Source organism: Paenibacillus sp. KS-LC4 (genome assembly GCF_036894955.1).
GTDB lineage: Bacteria > Bacillota > Bacilli > Paenibacillales > Paenibacillaceae > Pristimantibacillus.
This window is the reverse complement of sequence record NZ_CP145905.1, coordinates 4,398,185-4,419,468: the sequence shown is the minus strand read 5'-3', so window position 1 is coordinate 4,419,468 and position 21,284 is coordinate 4,398,185. Positions and strand designations below refer to the sequence as shown.

Here is a 21,284-nt window from a genome sequence, read left to right as displayed (position 1 = left end):
GCATTTATAAGAGCTGGATGCCTATTTCTAAGCAATGTTTTACAAAGGTTTCTTTGCTTAAAATGCCCTGATCAAGTAGAATTAGCTTTAGGTGATGACGGATGTTAAATGGCAAAGTTGTGCTTATTTCCGGCGCTTCCAGCGGGATCGGAGCACTTGCTGCAAAGCAGCTTGCGATGCGCGGCGCTATTGTGGTGCTGACTGGACGAAATGTGGAGAAGCTGAAGGCATATGTGGCAGAAATCGGCGGCAATAGCTCCTATTTTCAGATGGATGTAACGAGCATGGAAGATGTTCAGCAGGTCATTCAGGCTGCCGTGCAAAAGCATGGGCGTCTCGATATATTGATTAATAATGCGGGTTACGGGCAGTTTGAATATTTTGAGACGATGCCGGTCGAAAAATTTGACCAGATGATGGATACGAATTATATGGGGATCGTTCGCTGCACGAAGGCAGTGCTGCCATATATGCTTTCCCAAGGCAGCGGGCATATCGTCAATATTGCCTCACTTGCAGGCAAGATCGGCTCAGCCAAGTCAACGGCCTACACGGCAACGAAGCATGCGGTGCTCGGCTTTACCAATTCGCTGCGGATGGAGCTGCGGGGCAAAGGGATTGTCGTATCGGCGGTTAATCCCGGTCCGATTGACACGCCGTTTTTCTCGCTGGCAGATCCGTCAGGCAACTATGTGAAAAATGTCAGCTTCTTTATGATGAAGCCTGACTATGTAGTTAAAGCCATTGTGCGGCTAATTGAGCGCAGGAAGGCAGAAATTAATTTGCCGAGATCGGCGGCGCTTGGCATTAAGCTTTATCAGCTTTTTCCGCGCCTGATTGACCGATTGTTCGGCGGCATGCTGGATCGAAAATAGTGTTTTGAACAAGAGAGGACTCGAACATGAGTAAGCAAAATTGGTTGGATTTAGGTTTAAATGAGCAGCTGGCGGAAGCGCTGGTTGAAGAGGGTATTCAGGAGCCTACTGCGGTGCAAGCAGAGGCCATTCCGGTATTGCTCAGTGGGCAGGACGTTTCCGCACGTTCGCAGACGGGAACAGGCAAGACGCTGGCGTATTTGCTGCCTTTGCTACAGAAGCTGAATGCGTCGTCGAAAGAAATTCAAGGCGTCGTCATAGCTCCTACGCAGGAGCTGGCTATGCAGATTGTACGGGTAGCTGAATTTTATGCGAAGCCGCTGGGCCTCCGTGTGCAGCAGCTAATTGGCGGCGCAGCGCTGAAGCGCCAAGTAGAGAAGCTTAAGCTGCATCCGCAACTAGTCATCGGTACGCCGGGACGTATTCACGAGCTGCTTAAGCTGCGCAAAATCAAGCTGCATGCCGTCAATCAGGTCGTCGTTGATGAAGTGGATCAAGTGTTCCAACTGAGCTCGACTCGCGAAGTGGAGACGATTCTTTTTGCGATGGGACAAAATCGCCAAATTGCTTTTTTCTCGGCGACTTATCCAGAGCAGATGGCCCGTTTTGAAGGTCGCTGGATGAAGGAGCCGCACCGCATACAGGTTGCGCCGGAGCATCGCGTGTCGGAGACGATTACGAATTATTATTTCGTATGCGACAAACGGGACAAGCCGGATATCGCACGTCGCATCATTCGCATGCTGAAGCCAAAATCGGCGCTGCTGTTTTTGAATGAAACGGACACGATTTCAAACTGGGAAGCGAAGCTCAGCTATGAGGGCTTTACGGTAGAGGCGCTATATGGTGATGCTGACAAGCAGCGGCGTTCTGCTACGCTTGCACGCTTTCGTGAAGGCACATGCCAGCTATTGCTTGCGACAGACGTTGCCGCGAGGGGACTCGATATTGAAGGCTTGCCGCTTGTCATCAATCTGGAGCCAGCGCTTGATGCCGACCATTATGTGCATCGGGCGGGCCGGACGGGCCGCATGGGCCGCACGGGAACCGTTATTTCCATTGTTACGCCGCAGGAGCATTTTATAATGGACAAGTTCCGAAAGCAGCTAGGCATTGATCTTCCTGAGAAGGCGATGCTTAGAGGAAAGCTGGTTACGCCAGAGGAGGCGCGGAACGATAAGTCCTCGTTCAAACGTCCTGAATATACGGGAGCCCCGAAGAGTCGTCAGTCATCAGGCAGCGACTTAGCGCAAGGTGATGGAGCGCGAGGCGAGAGGCAGCGCGGAGCGTTCAGACAAGGTGCAGATGGGCAAGCTCCTCAAGGCGAGAGGCGCCGGAACGAAGTTCAACCGGGCAGCCGCAGGAATGATGCGCCAGCAGACGGTGCAATGCGGGGGAGGACAACGGGAAGCGCTGCCTCCTCTGCTAATGAGCCATTGAAAGCGGCTGTTCCAGCGAAACCGAAGGCGAAGGTGCTGTCCAAGCAGGAGCGCCAGAAGAAGAGCAAGGATAAAGGCGCTCCGAAATGGCTGAAAGCAAAGCGCGAGTCGGGCGATACGAAGGAGTAAGCTTCCTAAGTAAGAACAAGTTTATAATTCAAGCCCCTTTTCCAGAAAATCGGTATGAAGAGGCAAGCGGGTGCCCAGTCCTTTTTCCTTGGCGCCGCGCTAGCCATTTTAGCTTCAGCCATTGCGGAACAGGGGCTTTTTGAAATATAGGAAAGTATATCATTTCGTTATCCTTTCTCTATATTTCTCGGAATGATACGCGCCGCTCCGCCAAAGGACGGAGAGCAGCCGTTTCACCTTGATCATAAGCAAGGGTCTGCATAGCGACCAAGGATGGGAAATTTTGAATTTTGCTTTCGAATTCGGTATGCTGAAGAAGCGATATTAATTTTATAGTATGAAGGTGAATGAATGATGATAGAGCCTGTATTGGAAGTTGCCGATTTGACAGGAGGATATAGTCCGCGTCGACCTGTCCTGCATCATGTATCGTTTCAACTGCGTCCAGGCGAAATGGTCGGCTTAATTGGCCTCAATGGGGCAGGCAAAAGTACGACAATTAAGCATATTCTCGGCTTGATGAAGCCGCATCAGGGAGAGGTTAAGGTTGGCGGCGTCAAGCTGGAGGAAGATCCGGATCGCTACCGCTCCGCTTTTGCCTATGTGCCCGAAAACCCGGTGCTATTCGACGAGCTTACCGTTGAGGAGCATTTGCGTCTGACGGGAATGGCCTATGGGGTTTCTGTGCAGGAATATGAAAAGAAGCGAATGGATTTATTGAACGAGTTCCAGATGAATGCGAAAAAAGGAGCCTTTGCCGCCCATCTATCTAAAGGGATGAAGCAGAAGGTCATGATCATGAACGCGCTGCTGTCAGAGCCGCCATTATACATCATTGACGAGCCGTTTCTCGGGCTGGACCCGCTAGGCATTCGCTCCTTGCTGGAACGGCTTGTGGAAGTAAAGCAGAATGGCTCGGCTATTTTGATGAGCTCGCATATTTTGGCTACGGCCCAAGCTTATTGCGACAAGTTTATTGTGATGCATCATGGACGCATCGTTGCCAGCGGAACGCTTGCGGATGTATGCGAAGCGGCGGGCATGGCAGTGCGCGGCGGAACGCTGGAGGATGCGTTTTATAAGCTCGTTGCTGGAGACAAGCTATGATGGCTAAATCACAAGCAGTCAATCAAGAGCAGCAATTGAAGGAACAAGCCATGCAGAAGCTATGGAAAAAGCGTGCCCGAAGCTTCCGAGAGGAAACGCTGCCGTATTTGCGCTATATGGGACAAAGTGGATTCCCGCTGTTTCTTTCGCTGTTTGTCATTACCGGGGTGCTTAGCTATTTTAAGCTGATTCGTGACGTGCCGGCTGATTTTCCGACCGCGTTGGTTGGCATAGTGGCACTGGTTCCCGTGCTTTGCTGGAGCCCGTTTCGCACCTTTCTGAAGGCGGCAGATATCGTCTTCCATATGCCGCAGGAATCAGCGATGCGCCGTTATTGGGGACTTTCCTTTAAGCGAAGTCTAATAGCTTTGGTCGCTTTATGCGCCTTCGTGCTGCTTGCATATTGGCCTATATACACGCAGGGCACCGGCCCAGCGGATATGTGGCAGCTGGTTTTGGCGGCGGCTGTGCTGCGTATAGCAAATACAGCTGCTGCATGGCGGGAACGGCAGCTAGCTTGGGACGGCATGAGAATGCTATTTCGAGTGGCTCGCTGGGCAGCGACGGCGCTTGCTTGGGCGGGGATGCTGACCCGTGTACCGCTGTATGCGGGAGGCTTTATAATATTACTCATTCTGCTGTTCGCCCTGCTGTACAGGCTCCCGAGCCGATTCGTAATCCCATGGGAGCGGCTCATTAAGGAAGAGGCAGCGACAAGAAGAAGGTATTATGTCTTTTTCGGTTTATTTATTGATGTGCCTACGATGCCATCGCAAGCAGCCGGCCGCAAATATCTTTCCTGGGTCATGAATTGTATACCCTATCGCCGCCGCCTGACTTACGATTATTTATATGCGGCTTCCATGCTGCGAATGGAAATGGGAGGCATTTTGTTAAGGCTGCTCGCCTTGTTCGCGCTTATTGTCTATTGGATGGCGGATGCGGTCTGGTTGTCCGGCTGGGGTGCTGCCTGTGCCTATGCTGGATTTATGCTCATAGTTGGGGCTCAGCTTGGCGGGCTTCGCCATACGCATCGTTATACGGTATGGCGTCATGTTTATCCGCTTCCTGACGCACAAAGGTTGGAAAGTCTTATTAGGCTGGACCGCTGGACGATGCTCATAATTGCCCTGCTTATGTGGCTTCCTGCTTCCATTATGCTGCTGCGTGCCAATTGCCTGCTTGCTGCAGCGGCAGCACCGATTGCGGTGCTCGTCTATTTGCTTGCGATACGCCCGCTCAGACTGCGCCGCGCTTTTGCTTCTGATGCGGAAGAGGATTAGATCACCTCACCTGCCAAGGTGGCTGTCTATTACAGATGAGGCATAGCTATTTAGGTGAAAAATCGATTCAAACGTCCAGCTCCACCGAAACAGGTGGAGCTGGACGTTTGGCTATATAATGCTTGATTTGGCTCAGTCCCAGCTTCCAGCTCTGCCAACCTTCGAAGCATCCTCCTCGTTATGCCAGCTTGAGATGCATATGGCGCAAATACCGCCAGCGAATCATGAGGAAATAGGCGAGCTGAAGGAGGAGGAAGCTAATATAGATCATGAACGCTGCATTCAGCATTGAGATATCGAGCAGCAGCGCAATATTTATAAAGGCGACGATGCCATGCACAAGCGCAATCGCAAAGGGCAGGAAAAACATAATGAGCAGCTGCCTTGTAACGAGCCGATTCAGCTCCTTGCCGCTGAGGCCGATTTTGCTAATCATCTGGTATTGCTTCTCATCCCGCTCCAAATCGGCATACAGCCTAAAGTAAATAAAGCTGACAGCATAGGTGAAAAAGACCCCGCCCACAAGCACGCTAATAATAAGCAATAGCCCGTTAAGCTGCTTGAATTCATACCATTCAAGCACGAGTGACCGTATATGATAATGGCCCTGCGTGTCCTGTGGGATTTCCTTCATAATGCTTTGCGCCACGCCGATCGTGTCGATCCAATTGGGAATAACATAATAATAGGTCACCTGGTTCGTGTCATCTTTCATGCGGTTCATCGCTTGGAAAATATCATCCGTTACGACGTAAACATCATTGTAGTTATTTAACACGAAAGAAGGAAGTCTCTTTACGATAGTAAGCTTCCGCTGCTTTTCGCTTGGCGCGACGCTGCCCAAATCGACAACGGGCTCAAATGCTGTCACATGCTGGGCACGTGATACTTTGCCAGAGGCAATAAATGCTTCACTAGGTCCATGAAGCGTCTCGGCGGTGAAGCCGAGTGCAATGGCAAGCTGATTGTATTCGGACAGGCTCATGACCGACAGCCAATCTTCTGTGTATTTTAGGTGTGAAGCGCCTTTCGTGTAAGTAAAGCCGCCCTCTGATAGTTTATGCTCCAATAGCGTAAGGTGCTGCTGCGTTTGTAATTCACTTTGCGCCAAAGATTCGCTATCGCCGCCAAAGGATTCATAAATAAAAGCGTAGGGGTTGTCTTTTTCCGACAAATTCGGATCGCCGATCGCAAGGCAAGTTCCCATGCCGCACAAAGCGACCGCTGTTACCGTTGCCACCATGAAAAACATATTGGCATTGTCTCTCATTCGGTAAGCGAGATCGGAGAGCGTTAGCAAATTGATTTTACGCAGCAATAAAGTTTCCCGTCCACGCAGCGCACGAATGATATAGACACTGAGCTGTGTAAAAAGAAAATAAGTCCCTAATATGACACAGCCAATGGCGGCTGCGAGCAATGCTAGTGAGAAGGCGCGACCTATTACAAAATAGAAGACCATACTATAGCCAGCAAGCAGAAGAACAGCAGCGAGCAGAGAAAGCAGTACAGAAGCCTTCGGCTCCTTCTTCGGCTTCTCGTCCGAACGAATCAGCTCAAGCAGCTGAGATTTTCTCCCAAGGCGCGACGCGAGTATAGACAGAAGCAGAAATACGATCAAAAAAGCGCCTGCCGTAATGATCACGCTCTGTATAGGAACGAGGAATGCGAGTCCTTGTTGCAGCATCAGCAGCCGTTCGGTTATGAGCAAAAATAGCTTGGTGAACAAAATGCCAAAGCCGATTCCAAAAACGGTGGAGATGAGGCCAATGATCATATTTTCTACAAAAATTAATTTGCGGTATTGCTTGTCAGACATCCCGAGCAGCATCAAAATGCCGAATTCACGTTTGCGCGCCTTCAGGAAGGCGCCGGCGGAATACATCAAAAACAGAAATGAAAAAATAACGATTAAATACTGGGAAATTTTCAGCCCCATCGTACCCAGCAGAGAGGCTGTCGGACTGCTAGCGGCGATTTCCCCCTGCAAATCTGGATGATAAAGCAGCACTGAATAAATGAAAAAAATCATGACCGCGAACGAGCTGCTCATAAAATGTGCGGCATACGTCCGCTTGCGGCGCAGTACATTATTAAACGCGAACTGTCGGAAATTCATTTTCAGTCCCCCCAAGCAGAGCAAGCACATTAATAATTTTCTGATAAAAAGCTGCCCGGTTGTCGCCGCAATTCACTTCACTGTAAAACTGCCCATCTTTAATAAAGATAACCCGGTGACAGTAGCTCGCCGCCATAGCGTCATGGGTAACGAGCATCATTGTCGTGTTATCCTCACTACTCAGCTTACTCATCAGCTCCATCACATCACGTGCTGATTTTGAATCGAGGTTTCCTGTCGGCTCGTCGGCCAGCAGCAGCTTCGGGTGATGGATGAGTGCCCTGGCAATGGCTGTACGCTGCGCTTGGCCGCCGGATATTTCATACGTTCGCTTGCCCGCCAGCTCAGCAATGCCGAGCTTTTCCATAATGGAGGCGGCCCTCAGCTTCATTTCCACGATGTTCGTGCCGTCGAGCGTGAGCGGCAGCATAATATTTTCGCTGACCGTCAGCGTATCGAGCAAATTAAACGATTGAAAGACGAAGCCCAGCTCCCGCCGGCGGAAAAAAGCAAGCTTTTCCCGTGACAGCTCATACGGGCTTTGACCAGCAATACGCAGCTCGCCTGAGGTTGGCTTGTCGATTGTCGATACCATGTTGAGCAGTGTTGTTTTGCCGCTGCCTGAAGGGCCCATAATGCCGACAAATTCCCCTTGCTGAATCGTTAAGTCGATATTGGTCAGCGCTTTATAGGTTACTTTGCCGGGATAAATTTTGTTCAGATTTCGTGCATATAGCAATTCCAATTTGATCTCCCCTTGCTTGTTTGTTGATAAACCCAGTATACCCCTCATCCGCGTCTGCTCCTATATACGCAGCTTTCATTTACCTTACAGCTTTGTAAGATAACGCTGCCCGTTTGAGCGCATCACTAGCGGAGGCGAGAGCATTTCTCCTCTCTAGTTCGTATAATGATCGCAAGGAAGGTGCAGCAGGTCTTCCTCATTAACGAAAGGAGCTGTCCGCTTGAGCGCATATCTCGTGATCGATATTGATATTTTCAACCCGGTAAATTTCAAGAGCTACGAGGATCAGATTTTTGATGTCATTGCACACTTCGGGGGCCGCCCGATCGTTCATGATAGCAATGTAACGACGATGGAAGGAGACTGGCAGCCGAAGAGAATTGTCATATTGGAGTTTCCTAACAAGCAAAGCATTGAGGCCTTTTATCATTCGGAGATGTACAAACCGTTGAAAAAAATAAGATGGGAAAACTCTACTGGAAAAACGATTGTCGTGGAGGGCTTATAATTAAGAAAAACAAGCAGATTGCCTCCTAAGGGCTGTCTGCTTGTTCCTTTCTTGTGCGCGTAATCGTTTAAAGCGCGATTATTTAGGATGTCGATCAACGGATTGAACAGCGGCAAAGGGAAAAATAATTCGCATCGTCGTGCCGCTGCCAGCTCCTACTTTAGATTCAACCTCGATCTCATGATTCATTTTATCGAGCACGGTTCGGACGATGTACAGGCCCATGCCCGTCGATTCCTTGTACGCCCGCCCATTTTCCCCGGTGAAAAAGGCGTTGAAAATACGGCTCAAATCAGAGGGAGGAATGCCGACCCCATCATCCTTCACCTCAAGGATGACCGAACGCTCGCTTCGGTAGCCGCTAATGGTTATTTTCGCACCGCTGCCTGCTGAATAATTGACGGCATTGGCGATCAGCTGCTGCACAATAAACCTCAACCATTTGCCGTCCGTCTCCACGACTAGCTGTTCCTCGATTTGCATATCCGGGTACACGAAGCTGCGAATAAACAGCCGTCTGTTTTCCAAAATCACCGCGTTGGCAAGCTCTCGCAATTGAATTTTCTCCACCTGAAAATCCTGCTCGAACGTTTCCAGCCGGGCGACGTACAGAACCATATCGAGACCTTTGCGAATGCGATCCGTTTCTTCCCGCATGCTGTTGTTGCGTTCATCCAACTCCTCCGACAGCATAAGCTCCAGCACGGAAAGCGGCGTTTTCATCTGATGCACCCACTGATTCATAAAGGTCAGATGATTTTGCTGCTTGCGCTCTCCTTCAATCATCCGCTTCTGGTAGTGGCGATATTGAAGCTGCAGCAGCTCGGCGAGCGCCGCAGGGAGGGGGGCGGACTCAAGCTGCTGGATTGACTCCTCAAGACCTGACTGCTTGCTGCTGAGCAGCGCATAAAATCGGCGATGGGTTACATAACGGTAAGCCAGAAAGCCTATAAATACGCAGAGGCCAAGCAGCAGGGCGTACGAGGCGATCACCATATCTTTATAGCCATCCAGCCAGAATACGGCGGTCACTACGATGAGCTGGATGAGCATAAATAATACAAGTGTAAGCTGATCCCGTAAAAAAAGCTTCATCGGCGCTCGCTCTGCGGCTCGCCAGTTGTCCAGCTGTCGTTCAAGCGGTAGCCTGTGCCGCGTACCGTTTCGAGTGCTCCTTCAATACCGAGCTCAGCCAGCTTTTTGCGAACACGCGTTATATTGACGCTAAGCGCATTGTCATCGACATACGTATAATCATCCCACAGCTTCTCCAAAATCGTTTCCCGGCTTACGAGCCTTTGGCAGCGCTGGAGCAGCGTCTCCACAAGCACGGTTTCCTTTTTCGTCAAAGCCACAAATTGCCCGGATAGATGAAGCTCCATTCGCTCGGGATACAAAATCAATCCGGCATGCTCGACCAAGCGCTCCCCAGCGGCTTGGGCATAGTCGCCGTAAACGCGTCTTAGCTGGCTGCGGATTTTCGCCATGACGACCTCATAATGGAAGGGCTTGGTCAAATAATCGTCGCCGCCATTTTCGATGGCGCGCACCGTATCCATTTCGCCGCTGCGGGCGGAAATGAAAATAATCGGGCAGGTGGAGGCGGTGCGAATTTGCCGGCACCAATAAAAGCCGTCAAAGCTTGGCAGGTTAATATCCATCAGTACAATATGCGGCTTTACACGCTCGAATTGCTCCATGACGCGGGCAAAATCAGTCGTCACAACCGCTGTGTTGCCATATTTCTCAATATGCGCCCGCAGAAGCTCAGCGATCTTCGCATCGTCCTCGACTATCATGATCGTGTACATCGTTATTCAGCTCCTTACGCAGCGTAGCTCTATTTCAGTTGGTCTTCTTTTATTATAAAACAAAATAAACCCCTTGGCCGTAACCGTATTATACACGGCTACTATCCAAGGGGAAAGCAATGAAAGGCTATTATGACTAAGCGAGCAGTTCGGTTACGGCTTTATAAATCGTGTCGTAAAGCGACTCCAAGTCTGCTTCCTCAATGCAGGAGAAGGCGACGCGAAGATCGGTCTCGCCAAGGGCAATCGTTCCGATGCCGTATTCCTCAAGCAGGCGAACACGTACAGCCTCAGCCGACACGCCGCTAAGCTTGAGACACATGAAATAGCCGGAGTTGAACGGGTAATAGGCTAGCGTATCGCCATAACGGCCGCTATCAAGCAGCGCCTTGACGCGATTGGCGCGACCCTTCATAATATCGTATTTCTCCGCTTTCTGCGCGTCAAAATCAGGCGATTGCAAAGCCTTCAGCACAAACGTTTGCGAAGGATGCGGTCCGCTGGAAATCGTAGCTCGAATAATGCCAAGCGTCTTCTGCTCCAGCGCATTCAATACGGCGCCCGAAGCAGCAGCATACGTAATAAAGCCGACGCGGAAGCCCCAAACATAATCCTCCTTCGTCGCACCATCAACTTTGACAGCTAAGACGCGAGGATGCAGATCGGCAAATTTGCCGAACAGCGACTCGTGAACCGAATCCTCGAAAAATAAGCCAAAGTAAGCGTCGTCGGTTACAACGACGACATTAATGCCTGCATCCGCAGCGTCCTTTACAGCGGCTACAATCTCTTCGCTTTCTTGGAGGCCTGGCGTATAGCCAGTCGGGTTGTTCGGAAAGTTAAGCAGAACGATGGCTTTGCCTTTGTCCTTCTGGGCAAGCAGTGTTTCGCGCAAGCCCTCACTGTTAAACATATTGCTATCATTAAGCAAAGGGTATTCTACAATTTCCGCACCGCGGCGGATGCCGAAGGTCAGCTCGTAGTTTTCCCAGTTTTTATTTGGAACAATAACGGTATCGCCCGCTTCTGCGAACAGGTCGGCAACAATGCTCAGCCCATGCGTTAAAGCGTTTGTGACGATAGGATTGCTTAGACGCTTGCCCTCCAGCGAAGGATTTTCTTTGAGCATTTTCTCAAGCCAAGCTGCGCGCAGCTCAGGTTTGCCCGCAGGGGGTGCATATTCATATAGATCTTTAGGGTTGTATGCAGTCAGTGTATCCTGAATGACCTTAAGGTGCATCGGCTGTCCGTCTTCGATCGCAATGCCGATTGTAGCATTAAACGTCCCCGCCTTCGCCTTCGCCTCTGCCGATTGGCTAAGTATGCCTTCCTTCGGGAAATAAATGGCTTTTCCTAAAGCTGACAACATGGCATGGACGTTCGGACTTTCTGCGGAGAGCGTCTCATTCAACTGCTGAGCAAGTGGGTTCATGAACTTCATTCCATCCTTCCGAAAAATCAATTCATTTTCTGATCATACTTATCGGGAGCTATTATATCATTTTTTAACGTATCAGAACCATTTCAAATTCAAATTTTTTTGGAAAATGTGACGACAGCCAGCCGGGGTTGCGCTAAAGTTTGGCGCTGGTGTATGATGACGGCATAGGCTTACGTATCAGGAGGGTTTTATGCTGCATTTATCGCCCGATGCATATTTATTGCTGCCGCCTTTCGCGAAGATCGTTTGCGAGCCGGGCTGGAAATGGCAGCGTCGTGAAAAGCCGATGGCTAATTTTGATTTATTTTATGTATGGAGCGGTGAAGGGGAAGTCGAGGTGGGCGGCGTTCATTATCCGGTTGGTAAAGGAAGCTGCTTCCTGTTCCGTCCAGGCGACTATACGAGTGCGACCCATAATCCGCAGAAGCCTCTGGTTTTAACTTACATACACTTTGATACGGCAGAAGAGCCGGTGCTGGTGCCGGAGAGGTACCGTCAGCTGCTAGATACGGTAGATTTTGAATATATGCTGTCACGCTATGTGCGGCTGTTTTTGGTCAAAACCTATGCGGCGGAAATTGAAGCGCGCCTTGTGCTGAAGCAGCTCATGATCCATCTGCTGCGGGAGGATCGAGTGACGAAGCAAACGCCCGTGGAGAAAAAAGCGAGCAATCAGCTCACAGAGGCGATACACGAGGTCGCCAACTATGTCCGGCAAAATCCCGGCATTGCCCACCGGGTGGAGGATCTTGCCATGCGCGCCCAGCTGTCGCCGCGTTATTTCTCGATGAAATTCAAGGAGCTGATCGGCATGTCGGTCCAGACCTATATGATCAGCACGCGCATTGACCGCGCCCAGCATCTGCTGATGCATGCGGGCATGAATGTGACGGAGGTGGCTGACGCTTTGGGCTACCGCGATATTTTTTTCTTCAGCCGCCAATTCAAGCAGTATACCGGTCGGAGTCCGTCGGAAATTCGCTAGTCGTAAAAAACTCGTTAGGCTAGACAGCTTGTTAGGATAAGAAGCTCGTATGAATGCGCAGCTGGAAAAATAAGCAGTTCTTAAAAAAGCCGGAGCGGCCTTCAATCCCGACAACAAAGGGTAGAAGGGCGCTCGGCTTTTTTTGAAATATAAGCAAATATAAGTATCGGACTAAATATATAAATGTCACATTTGCAAATGGATCGAGTATGGTTAGTCGCCCGGATGAGCTTGCTCCTTATGGTGCGGGCAGTAACGGCGCATGAGGTCGACCGTCTCCGCATCGAGCTCTCGTTCGCGCGCCAGCAGGCCCGTTGTAATAGCTTCGCGTTTGTGCTCGTCGGCATTTTGGCCGAATTTGAACTTCGCGTTCATTTGCTGCGGCACGATTTTTACGACGGCAACTCCCTTGAGTCTGCCCCTGTAGGCGGGATCATCCCCGGCAATCGGCAAATGCCCGCCTTCTGGCTGAAGCTTATTCATTAGTGCTTGCAGCGCCTCGCCCTTCTCCATCAAATCCTCGACAACCGATGCCGTACCCTCAATAATGACCGATTTGAAAAAGGCGGTAGCCGGACAGGCCATCAGCGGATCGGTAAAATGGGAAGGGATAATCGCATATTCCTTGGCCACACAGAAGGTGACGCGCGGATCTGCCCCTAGCAGTGCCATTTTATCCCCTACGCGGCTGCCGTGAAAATAAATGTTTCCATTCAAATAAATATAATTCAGCGGGGTAATGGAAGGAGCGCTATCCGCTCGAGCTGTTCCTAGAAAGCCATAGCTCATTTCCTCCAAAAAGGCGGTAACCTCTTGTTCATCTTCACTTCCGATTGCAAATTCTTTTCTGCGCATAGCGGACTGCTCCTTTCGTAACGTTTGCGGTAACCTGAGTAAGGATATGCCAAGCATTCAGCTCGATATTTGCAAGTTTAAACGGAATATTGACATATAAAAAGATCCACTTTAGAGTAATTTTATTGAACCACTTTCGGAATAGCAGGGAACTCGGGGGTATATATAGAAATGGCAAGAGCATTGGAGGGTGAAAAATGGATGATCGCTGCCGCGCGGCTTATGAGCGGTATTATGAGGAGCTGGGGCGCAAGGCGGATGCGCTGTTTATGGCGCTGCGCGAAGGTATTATCGCTGGAATGCTGGAGGATGGGAGGCGGCTTGCCTCCAGTAGAAGGCTTGCGGCAAGCTATGGCATGTCGCGGGGCTCGGTGAATGCTGCGTACGATATGCTGTATGCGGAAGGCTTTGTCAGGTCTGGGAGGGGAAGCGGCACCTACGTTTCCTATAGCAAGCCGCCAGCTGCCAAAGCGGAGAATGGACGAGAAGGGAGCGGCAGTGCGCTTGCGTTATCATCATGGGCGCAGCGATTGCCGCATATAAAAGGGTATACGAAACGGTCTGTGCGGGAGGAGTCGGATTTCATTGCGTTTGAGGTTGGTTATGCAGATACGCTGCTGTTTCCGCAAAATGAATGGAAGACGGCAATGTTTGCAGAGGTCAGAGGATTGCTTGAGCGCCAGTATGAGGATTATGGAGCGATAGAAGGACACCTGCCGCTGCGCGAAGCGATTGCGAGCGAGCTTCGACGTGAGCGCAGCATGATTACGAGCGTAGACAAGCTGTTTATTACGAGCGGCTCCATGTATGGCATTGCCCTCCTTGCACAGCTATTGATTGAGCCGGGTGATCGAGTAGTGGCAGAAAACCCTTGCTATCCCGGAATAAGGCAGGCGATTTCAGCCGCTGGCGGGATTATCTTGGATGCGGAGGTTGATGATTATGGCATCATTCCGCAGGACTGGGATGCGAAGCTGCTGTTTGTGACGCCGACGCGCCAGTATCCGACGGGGGCACAGCTAGCTCCAGAGCGCAAGCTGGAGCTGCTGCGATGGGCTTCCCGGCGCAATGCTGTCATCATCGAAGACGATTATGACAGCGAATTCCGCTGGGGCGGTCGCCCGGCGGAGCCGCTCAAGACGCTCGACCACGAGGGACGGGTCGTGTACGTCGGCACCTTCTCCAAGACGATGTACGCCGACCTGCGGCTGGGCTATGTCATTACGCCGGAGGCGCTGCGGGAGCCGCTGCGCCGGGCGAAGTATTTGCTTGAGCCGAGCCCGAGCTCAATTGCGGAGCAGCGGGCGCTCGCCGTGTTTATGGCGAGCGGGCAGTATGTTCGGCATTTGCGGCGGATGAGGCGCACCTGCGGACGGCGCCTCAAGCTCTTTAAGGAACAAGCCGCGGAGCAGCTCGCGGGCTTGTTCCGGTTTACGCCGTCGGATGCAGGCTTGCATCAGTACGGCGTGTGGCTTGGGGCAGCCGCGGATTATGAGCGGCTGCTTGAGCGCTGCCAGCGGGAGGGCGTCAGCTGGAACCGCGGCGAGCGGCTATGGCGGCAGCCGGAGGAGCGACGCGCTCCGGCTGCGCTGTTCGGCTTCGCGCATTTGGCCGAAGCCGATATTAAGGAGGGCATGCGGCGAATTGCGGCATGCTGGGAGGACGTTCAGCGGCAGCGCGGCTGAACGGATGCAGAACGGATGCAGAGCAAAGCAGTAGAACAAAGCAGCAGCATTGCAGTGGCTCGCAGCTGCGTAAGCAGACAAAAGCTCGCTGCCTGGCGGATATTTCTCCGCACAGGCAGCGAGCTTTTTTTGATATGAAATGTGGTGTTCACTGTTGCTGCAATACACCCGAAAGGCGAGTGTGAGGGCTAACGCGGCAGCAAGCGGCCGAGCGCTTCGCCCATTTTCACCTTCTGTCCGAGCTTTAGGCTAGGCAGCGGGATGAAGGTTTTATTTTCAGTCAGCAGCACAACTGTTGATCCGAACTCAAAATAAGCAAGATCGCCACCCTTTACGGTATGCGGCGACAGCGGCTCAACATAGCGAATGCTGCTGACGTTCATAGCGCCGACTTTCACGACAGCTGTCTCGCCGCCGCTATGTTTAATATAAGTAATAAGCCGTTCATTGCGGCTGAGCACCCGGCGCATTTTGGTTAAGCCGAAATCATTAACTGGATACACCTTGCCGGGAATATGCTCGCTCTCCACAATTGTGCCAGCCACAGGAGCATGAATCCGATGATAATCGGTCGGGCTCAAATAAAGGACAAAATAATGGCCGTTCCGATAGTTTTCTGCTCTCGGCGAACGGTTCAGCAGCTCTTCAATCGTGTAATCCTGCCCTTTTACATTGACAATTGTTCCGTCTTCAATCGGTCCAATTCCTGTAATAAGAGCGTCAACCGGACTTACGAGGCTGTCTGCGCTATCGTCTATTGATCGCATGCCTGGCTTTAATCGCCGGGTGAAAAATTCATTTAGCGTAGCGTATTCATTTAACGGTTTCTCGGCTTCCTCGACCTTAATTCCATACATGGCAGCAAAGCGCGGAATAAAACGGCGGCTCGCTCTGGATTGTGCAAAACGCCCAGTCAATCTCGAAATTGACTTGCGTGAGCTTAATTCCGTCATGGCACGAAGTAATCCATCTAGCATGCTCGTACCGTCACGTCCTTTCTTGCTTCGAATAGTGGTGCTTGTCCCAAACAGTGTGCCACAACCCGCATCACAAAGCAATAGGTTTGATTCGCGACCATTTATAGTAAGGAAAGTGGAAAGGGCACGACACATCCATTTTGTTGTCTATTTGATACTCTAACCTTTGCAAGGGGTTTGTTAAACAAGCTAATAAGGCAACGGTGAATAAATAGACTTCTTCTGAAAACAGAGGCTTTAGTTATCGCGGAGTGAGAGTGCTGTTAAGATTTCTTTTGCTAAATGCATGCAGGTAGAGGTTCACTTGAAAGCTGGCGGACACAGAAGCCGCTAATTGGGTTTCTGTCCCAATTTCAGGTTGTAAGTGGACAGGAGATTCGTTATTACCCTCAATAACTTATTAATAGGACTTATGACGGGGCAATAACGGCTCCTGAGTCCGCGCCGAGTGTTATTCCTTTGATCTACTTGAAATAGCGGCTGCTGAGTCCGCGAAGCCCGCCGGGTCTATCCTTGTACAGAGGATAATCCTTATTTTCTGAGTGAAATTCATATGCTGTTTCTTTCCTTAATTATTTTGAAAAAGAGGATTTTTTTGTATATAAAATAATGAAGTGAAAGACGTAGTATCTATATAGCAATGAGTTTAGTTGAGGAGTGCGAAGCAGAGGATTAAAAATAACTACGTGATTAATAGTGTGTAATACTTGTTTATAAAAGTTTTTTTTGAAAAAAATTATGATTATTTGCCGTGGAAAGGAGTTTCAGAAATGTTTCAGAAAAATAATGTGGAAAATTATTAAATTAGGTTATATCATAAATTGTAAATTTTTAATTTCATGATTTTGTAGATAGGGAGCCAACTAGATGGCATTAAATTCAGTCAGACCAGCAGCGGTATCAGCGATTGGAATCTAGAATTGGATATAGTCAATGTTTCAAATTTCCCTTTAAATGGATGGTATGAAAGGTTTGTAGTTAAGGAAGCTATCGATATTGAAAATCTGTAAAGAGTCTGTAAAATATTCTCGTATTATGAGGTTAGCCAGCTTAATCTGGTTGACCTCATTTTCATTTACAATAGCTGTAGCCGGGGAGGACGATAAAATATCTGGGCAATAAGCCCGTTACACAAACTGTCCACCTGCTATTGTACAAACCATGATTAAGCTGGTTGAGACCTAGATCTCGAATAACACGCGAAGCTATGGACGTGCAATAGTTAGTAGGGCCGGCGATTTCATTTGTAGGAGGAGCTTATGAGACCTGTTATTGGCATTGATGTGTCTAAGGGAGAAAGCGAAGGATTTATCTTACTTGAAAGAAACAAACCTTACGGAAAGCCCTTCCGCTTTCAGCATACTCATGAAGAAATGAATATCTTGTTACTAAAGTTACAAGAGGTTGAAACGTTGGTCGGTCTGAGGCCCGTTGTTGTTCTCGAATCCACTGGGCATTACCATCTAGGAATTGTAGCTGTATTGCAAAAGAAGGGCTATGAGGTCATTACACTCAATCCACTTATCCCGCAACGTGCACGTAAATCCAAACTAAGGAAAGTGAAAACCGATGCCGAAGATGCTAAACATCTAGCAGAGCTCTTTTACAAAGAAGAGCTCCAGGCAGCTCCATCAAGACCCCTTGAACAAGACGAGCTTCGATTCTTATGTAGGCAGCACGAAATGATTAGCCATACCTATGTTCAAGCCCAGCTTAACTTCCAAGCGATATTGGATCAACTATTTCCGCTGTACTCCAACATATTTGGTCAGCTATTCTCCAAAACTGCACTTGAGGTGTTGAGGAAATATCCGACACCGGAACACGTCCTCATTACAAGTCATGGTGAAATGGAGACGATCATTCGTACACACTGCAATCGGTCGATGTCCTGGGCATCTCGTAAAGCCGACGCGATCATTTGTGCTGCCAAGAACAGTCTCATCGTAGATTACAGCCCATCACAAGTCAGAGCACTGCTTCTTATGATTAGCTTGCTCATGGAGTATCAAAACCATCTTGCTGATCTTGAGCAAGCCATCAAAATCAAAGCAACAAGCATTCAAGGTTTTGACTTATTGCGCTCTATTCCTGGTATTGGAGATAAGCTTGCGTCATCCATTCTTGCAGAGATTGGGGACATCTCCTCGTTCCCTCATGCCAAAAAACTTGTAGCATTTGCAGGTATTGATCCTAGCGTATTCTCATCAGGTAAATTTGCAGCCACTAAGAATCGTATAACCAAACGAGGGTCTTCCCGTCTAAGAAGAGCGCTTTATCTGGCTGTGCTTTGCGGTATTCGAGGAGCAGTGAGAAACGAAAATATTCGGAATTTTTATGACAAGAAGAGGCTTGAAGGAAAGCCTCACCGGGTTGCACTTATTGCTTGCACCAATAAATTATTGCATATAATTTTCGCCATGCTTACAAAATCGGTTTATTACCGCCCTTCCTAACCCTTTAAAAAAGGATAATTTTACACAAAACTCCAGTTTTCACTGGGGTTACTTTCGTACTGTCTTTTTCTGTATTTTAGAAAATAAAATAGTTTGCGCGAAAGTATTGACATGATATTAGCTGGTTTGTGTAAACTCTCAAACCCTATTCTGACTTCGGACGACCTCGCTTGGCATGCGGTAAGGGATACGTTTCCGAACTGGTCTCTAAATGGGTGGCATGCCACCTTCATTTTTGCTGTTTGCCGAATGCTGGATTCGCTGCTCGGCATCGTGCTCACAGGCAAAGCGTTCCGCGGCCAAGCTCCGCAGCGCCTAATTGATTTTCTTTTTTTCTTTGCTCATCTGGCTCTGAAGGGTTTCGCGATGCCTAGCTTCAAGCTGGCTGGAATGAACCGCGACAAAACATAGTGCCTGCCCATAGAGCTCGCTTGTTGTACGCACATCAAAAGCTTTAAATTTACCTCATAAATAATGCTAATGTATTATATTGAGCAGGTCGATTATGGTCAGATACTACCATGATTGACCTGTTTTTTTTGTTGGTTTCTCCTTCTCATAGGATTTTTAAAATGCTACACAACTTTAAAATGCTGCGCTCCGCTGGGGGAGGATATAAAGGCAAAGCTCTCTTAAGGCGGATGTTATACATATCTAAAAGTATGCTTTACATGCTGTATGTGGCAAATGAAAAATATAAATTCGACAATAGTAAGATTAAGTCACTTGTCCTAGATTATCAACAGGCTTTGGCGAGGAAATGCTAAAAAAGGGGATTTTAATAATTCATGATATATTGTTTCTATATCATGAATTATTTGAGTCAAACTATATGATGCTCTAACATATGAACAGGGGCATGCAGAAGCTCTAAAGTATTATATTTAATCGAAATATCCATAATATAAAAAGGTGGTATTATCGTGGCTACTTATGTTCTATTAGTCAAAGAAGAAGAAACAGAAGAATATGTAGTTTATAAATTTGGTCCTGATAAAGATACTTTAGGGAGAATGAAGTTGAATAAAACAAATGGAGAACCTGAAGAACTAGAAAGGGTTCCTGGCTCAACCTCGAATTTCTATTATTTCCGAACAGCCTCTGCACTAATTAGAATACTCACAGAAGGCGATGGAGTTTTTCCTGATACAATGTCATACGCTTCTTAGATGAGGTAAAAGTTTGAAAATTGCATCGTGTTAGTTGAATTTATCTATGAATAACGTTCTTCGGTTGCTTTGAACAGGTTAATTATGGTGAGTCACTTCCATGATTCCGTACCCAAGATAATGAGTCAAGCTAGTGAATGGGTCGAAATATTGCATTAGAGAAATTTGAATCATCAGCAAATAAGATTAAATTACGCCCTCGTACTGTCGACATTAGATCATTTTACAAAAAGTGAAATCATTAAATGACTAACAGAAATTAAAGAAGAAGTCACTGAAAAGTTTGGGGCACGGTGGAGGAAGTAAATAGTCAATTATTTGTTTCATTCAAAGAAGAACCTTGAGCGGCCTTATCCTGCCTCTCAAGGTTTTTTTAGGTGTGGGGAAATCGCAAGCGCGGGTCCCTTCCATTTCCCCCCCATTCCCATTTATCCCTACCACCCACGATTCCTTCGCAGCTTCAACACCAGCAAAAACACAATAAACAACACGAGCACGATCGTGACAGCGAGTGTGCTGAAGACGATGGCTTCATGCTCCTGCTGCTTGACGATGATGGCGATGAACGCCCAGATGAAGACGGCGACGAAAGCGGCATCGCGGTAGCTCCAGCCAAGACTTAAGGCAATCAAGGTAGCGACGGCCAGCAAAATAATCGTCCAAGTCGTCTCAGACAGCCCAAAGCCCTGCCAGCCCGACTTGTACAGCGCAGAAGTAATATTGACAATAGTCGCTACGCTGATCCAGCCGAGATAAAGGCTAAATGGCAGATTTACGAAAAAACGTTCGCCAGTCGTTGCCGTCTGCCAGCCGGGCGTTCTGACGCGCGTATAAATGGCGATCAGCGTGATGAGCAGTGCAAGCATTATAAATACGCTGGCATACACCTTCTCGTACTGCCAGGCAAAAATCCAAGCCGCATTGAACAGGCAGCTTACAAAAAACAGTATGCCAATTTGTGCGGGCAGTTTGCTTGCTCTGCCTGAGGGCAGAAAGGAGTAGATAACAAATCCGGCAAGCAGCAAATAAATGAGGCTCCATATGGAGAAGGCATAGCCAGCGGGCATGAACAGAATGGGATATTGCGCCGCAAGCTGGGCCGTCGTTTTGCCTCCAAGGGGCAAGGTGACGGCAAGTGCATTGACGACAATTACGATCAGCAGTCCGAAAGCGTTTAACCAGCGATAGGCTCTATTCATTTTATTTTTCTCCTCTCCTCGTGCATCTCTTATTGTCTATTCACCTGTTCAAGCATTTATTTCACGTTTTCTCGTTTATTTCTTATACAAAATGCTTAAGCTTCATGTAGGATAGCACAAAAGAGAAGGGGGATGTAAATGACCATCACGATTATCATTACACTGATTTTTGCGGCCTGCTCTCTGATCGCAGGATGGCTGGGCTCCCGCAGCCCCAAGACGCAACTTGTAATGGATACACTCGCTGCCATTTTGCTGTTTACGACGTTTATTTCCATTGCTTCTGCTGTAGCGAGAACGATGCTGCGCGACACGGTTTTTATGACGGAAATTCATGCGGTGCTGCTTAATCCAGTCTTTATAATCGGAGGGGCTTATTTGGCAATTTATGCGACTGCGCGAATGGCTATGAATGTATTTCGACCGACCGCCTAGACCTCAGCTAGTGGCAATTTGCGCGAATGGTGCGTATGCTATCGCAAATATGGCCATTTTAATGCG

19 protein-coding genes are annotated in these 21,284 nt (G+C 48.8%); 11 read left to right on the top strand and 8 right to left on the bottom strand.

What is annotated here, in order from left to right:
* The first annotated feature begins 101 nt into the window (after nt 1-101).
* The 4 genes from V5J77_RS18620 to V5J77_RS18605 all read left to right on the top strand — a co-directional run bounded on the left by V5J77_RS18620 (nt 102) and on the right by V5J77_RS18605 (nt 4,833).
* Nucleotides 102-875, top strand: coding sequence for an SDR family oxidoreductase (locus V5J77_RS18620; RefSeq protein ID WP_338552312.1), 774 nt, complete (start codon nt 102-104; stop codon nt 873-875).
* A gap of 26 nt (nt 876-901) precedes the next feature.
* Entirely contained in the window at nt 902-2,443 is a 1,542-nt protein-coding gene (locus V5J77_RS18615; RefSeq protein WP_338552311.1) for a DEAD/DEAH box helicase, read from the top strand.
* A gap of 351 nt (nt 2,444-2,794) precedes the next feature.
* Nucleotides 2,795-3,550 carry an ABC transporter ATP-binding protein gene (locus V5J77_RS18610; RefSeq protein ID WP_338552310.1) on the top strand — a complete coding sequence of 252 codons (756 nt, stop codon included), beginning with the start codon at nt 2,795-2,797 and terminating at the stop codon, nt 3,548-3,550.
* Nucleotides 3,547-4,833 carry an ABC transporter permease gene (locus V5J77_RS18605; RefSeq protein ID WP_338552309.1) on the top strand — a complete coding sequence of 429 codons (1,287 nt, stop codon included), beginning with the start codon at nt 3,547-3,549 and terminating at the stop codon, nt 4,831-4,833. Before V5J77_RS18610 ends, V5J77_RS18605 begins: the two co-directional genes overlap by 4 nt.
* 178 nt (nt 4,834-5,011) lie before the next feature.
* Here V5J77_RS18605 and V5J77_RS18600 read toward each other — a convergent pair whose 3' ends face one another.
* Together V5J77_RS18600 and V5J77_RS18595 are read right to left on the bottom strand one after the other, a co-directional pair.
* Nucleotides 5,012-6,952, bottom strand: coding sequence for an ABC transporter permease (locus V5J77_RS18600; protein WP_338552307.1), 1,941 nt, complete (start codon nt 6,950-6,952; stop codon nt 5,012-5,014).
* Nucleotides 6,927-7,697, bottom strand: a complete 771-nt coding sequence (locus V5J77_RS18595; RefSeq protein WP_338556915.1) for an ABC transporter ATP-binding protein — start codon at nt 7,695-7,697, stop codon at nt 6,927-6,929. The genes V5J77_RS18600 and V5J77_RS18595 overlap by 26 nt, the downstream gene beginning before the upstream one ends.
* 220 nt (nt 7,698-7,917) lie before the next feature.
* Between V5J77_RS18595 and V5J77_RS18590 the strand changes: the two genes are divergently transcribed.
* The gene (locus tag V5J77_RS18590) at nt 7,918-8,205 is read left to right on the top strand and encodes a DUF1330 domain-containing protein (protein WP_338552306.1); all 288 of its coding nucleotides are present in this window, start codon (nt 7,918-7,920) and stop codon (nt 8,203-8,205) included.
* 78 nt (nt 8,206-8,283) lie between these two features.
* On the opposite strand, the gene V5J77_RS18585 is transcribed toward V5J77_RS18590, so the two are convergent.
* From V5J77_RS18585 to V5J77_RS18575, 3 genes are all read right to left on the bottom strand, one after another.
* Nucleotides 8,284-9,300, bottom strand: coding sequence for a sensor histidine kinase (locus V5J77_RS18585; protein WP_338552305.1), 1,017 nt, complete (start codon nt 9,298-9,300; stop codon nt 8,284-8,286).
* On the bottom strand, nt 9,297-10,016 hold the full coding sequence (locus tag V5J77_RS18580) for a response regulator transcription factor (protein ID WP_338552304.1): 720 nt from the start codon (nt 10,014-10,016) through the stop codon (nt 9,297-9,299). The genes V5J77_RS18585 and V5J77_RS18580 overlap by 4 nt, the downstream gene beginning before the upstream one ends.
* Before the next feature lie 136 nt (nt 10,017-10,152).
* Nucleotides 10,153-11,448: an aminotransferase class I/II-fold pyridoxal phosphate-dependent enzyme gene (locus V5J77_RS18575; RefSeq protein WP_338552303.1), complete on the bottom strand. Its 1,296-nt coding sequence runs from the start codon at nt 11,446-11,448 to the stop codon at nt 10,153-10,155.
* Between the two features lie 199 nt (nt 11,449-11,647).
* On the opposite strand from V5J77_RS18575, the gene V5J77_RS18570 reads away from it, so the two are divergent.
* The gene (locus tag V5J77_RS18570; RefSeq protein ID WP_338552302.1) at nt 11,648-12,442 is read left to right on the top strand and encodes an AraC family transcriptional regulator; all 795 of its coding nucleotides are present in this window, start codon (nt 11,648-11,650) and stop codon (nt 12,440-12,442) included.
* A 213-nt stretch (nt 12,443-12,655) separates the two neighbouring features.
* Here V5J77_RS18570 and V5J77_RS18565 read toward each other — a convergent pair whose 3' ends face one another.
* A complete protein-coding gene (locus V5J77_RS18565; protein ID WP_338552301.1) occupies nt 12,656-13,297 on the bottom strand; it encodes a pyridoxamine 5'-phosphate oxidase family protein in 642 nt (213 codons plus the stop codon).
* A gap of 197 nt (nt 13,298-13,494) precedes the next feature.
* On the opposite strand from V5J77_RS18565, the gene V5J77_RS18560 reads away from it, so the two are divergent.
* Nucleotides 13,495-14,982, top strand: a complete 1,488-nt coding sequence (locus V5J77_RS18560) for a PLP-dependent aminotransferase family protein (RefSeq protein WP_338552300.1) — start codon at nt 13,495-13,497, stop codon at nt 14,980-14,982.
* A gap of 188 nt (nt 14,983-15,170) precedes the next feature.
* On the opposite strand, the gene asd is transcribed toward V5J77_RS18560, so the two are convergent.
* Entirely contained in the window at nt 15,171-15,959 is a 789-nt protein-coding gene (gene asd, locus V5J77_RS18555) for an archaetidylserine decarboxylase (protein WP_338552299.1), read from the bottom strand.
* 1,259 nt (nt 15,960-17,218) lie between these two features.
* On the opposite strand from asd, the gene V5J77_RS18550 reads away from it, so the two are divergent.
* The 3 genes from V5J77_RS18550 (at nt 17,219) to V5J77_RS18540 (ending at nt 19,584) form a co-directional block, all read left to right on the top strand.
* Nucleotides 17,219-18,415 (top strand): IS110 family transposase, encoded by a 1,197-nt coding sequence (locus V5J77_RS18550; RefSeq protein WP_338552298.1) that lies wholly within the window; start codon nt 17,219-17,221, stop codon nt 18,413-18,415.
* A gap of 126 nt (nt 18,416-18,541) precedes the next feature.
* Nucleotides 18,542-18,826, top strand: a complete 285-nt coding sequence (locus tag V5J77_RS18545) for a hypothetical protein (RefSeq protein ID WP_338552297.1) — start codon at nt 18,542-18,544, stop codon at nt 18,824-18,826.
* 512 nt (nt 18,827-19,338) lie between these two features.
* Complete coding sequence (locus tag V5J77_RS18540) at nt 19,339-19,584, top strand: hypothetical protein (protein ID WP_338552296.1); 246 nt, start codon at nt 19,339-19,341, stop codon at nt 19,582-19,584.
* A gap of 434 nt (nt 19,585-20,018) precedes the next feature.
* Here V5J77_RS18540 and V5J77_RS18535 read toward each other — a convergent pair whose 3' ends face one another.
* Nucleotides 20,019-20,783, bottom strand: a complete 765-nt coding sequence (locus V5J77_RS18535; RefSeq protein ID WP_338552295.1) for a tryptophan-rich sensory protein — start codon at nt 20,781-20,783, stop codon at nt 20,019-20,021.
* Between the two features lie 138 nt (nt 20,784-20,921).
* On the opposite strand from V5J77_RS18535, the gene V5J77_RS18530 reads away from it, so the two are divergent.
* A complete protein-coding gene (locus tag V5J77_RS18530) occupies nt 20,922-21,218 on the top strand; it encodes a hypothetical protein (protein ID WP_338552294.1) in 297 nt (98 codons plus the stop codon).
* Nucleotides 21,219-21,284 lie beyond the last annotated feature (66 nt).